Source organism: Micromonospora maritima, from assembly GCF_902825405.1.
In the GTDB taxonomy this organism is placed as follows: domain Bacteria; phylum Actinomycetota; class Actinomycetes; order Mycobacteriales; family Micromonosporaceae; genus Micromonospora; species Micromonospora maritima.
The window spans coordinates 1-1,374 of sequence record NZ_CADEAU010000846.1; the positions used below are offsets into that span (position 1 = coordinate 1).

Below are 1,374 nucleotides of genomic sequence, written 5' to 3' on the forward strand. Positions count from 1 at the left end.
GGAGCCGGGGACTCCTCGGCGGCGGGCGCCTGCTTCGGGGCGGGCGCGGCGGCCTTCTTGGTGGTCTTGGCGGTGGTCGCCCGGGAGGCCGGGGTGGCGGACCGGGCCGCGGCGACCCGGGGGCGACGGGTGCTCGCCGAGCCGTCCACGACCACCGTCACGCCCGCCTCGGAGAGCGCACGGAGGATCTTCTTGGCCTGGGCCGGGGTCACCTCAGCGGACTCGACGGTGCGCGCGAGCTGGGCCGACGTGAGCTGGCCGCCGGCGCTCTGCGCGTGGGCGATCAGGGTGTCGGTGAGCGAGCGAACGTCGGCGCCGGTCTGGCGGGGTTCTGTCACGAATGACCTTCCGGAGGCGAAAGAGCGAGCACGGCCGGGTCGTCCGGCGCAGCACGAACGGCCGTGCCGGGCGAGTCGTTGAGGGACCCCCGTGTCCCGGGCCGTCCGGTCGCTGGCGGTCCGTGGCGCGTGGGCAGGGTGAATTGTAACGCCGTCTGCCGCGATCATCCTGCGCCGCACGGCGGACCGGTGGTCCGGGACCGCCGAATGAGCGCAGATGTGGACTTTGTAAGGATGATACCCACGCGCGACGCGGGCGGTCCCGATCGTGCGGGAAGGGGACGAACATGATCACCTCGGCGCCCACGCCGCGGGAGTTGCTCACCATCGCCGTCGAGGTGGCCCGCGACGCCGCCGCCACCGCGCACCGGATGCGGGCCGAGGGCGTCTCGGTGGCTGCGACCAAGAGCACGGTGACCGACGTGGTCACCGCCGCCGACCGGGCCGTCGAGCGGCAGGTGCTGGCCGCGCTGCGGGAGCGCCGACCGGGCGACGCGGTGCTCGGCGAGGAGTACGGCACGGGGGACACCGGCCCGGTCGCCGAGGACGGCGTGCGCTGGATCGTCGACCCGATCGACGGCACCGTCAACTACCTCTACGGGCTGCCTTACTGCGCGGTCTCGCTCGCCGCCGAGGTGGCCGGCGAGGTGGTGGCCGGGGTGGTGCGCAACGTGGCCACCGGCGAGGAGTGGACCGCCACCGCCGGCGGCGGGGCCTGGCGGGACGGGGAGCGGCTGCGCTGCTCCGCCGAGACCGACCTGGGGCAGGCGCTGGTCGCCACCGGCTTCGGGTACGACGCCGGCCGCCGGGCGCACCAGGCCCGGGTGGTCGCCGAGCTGATCCCGCACGTGCGGGACATCCGCCGGATGGGCGCGGCCGCGCTCGACCTCTGCCTGGCCGCCGAGGGGCGGGTGGACGCCTACTACGAGAAGGGGCTGGCCGCCTGGGACCTCGCCGCCGGCGGCCTGGTCGCCCGCGAGGCAGGGCTGCTGGTGACCGGGCTGTCCGGTCGCGCGGCCGGGCCGGACCTGGTGCT

General features: G+C 75.7%; 2 protein-coding genes. One reads left to right on the forward strand and one right to left on the reverse strand.

All coding sequences use genetic code 11. The features are described 5' to 3' along the window. A partial coding sequence (locus HUW36_RS32905; RefSeq protein ID WP_425487291.1) for an RNA polymerase sigma factor region1.1 domain-containing protein occupies positions 1-338 on the reverse strand: 338 nt, incomplete at its 3' end. A 287-nt stretch (positions 339-625) separates the two neighbouring features. Between HUW36_RS32905 and HUW36_RS32910 the strand changes: the two genes are divergently transcribed. Continuing rightward, positions 626-1,374 (forward strand): inositol monophosphatase family protein (locus HUW36_RS32910; protein WP_174531590.1); only part of this gene is annotated, 749 nt, incomplete at its 3' end.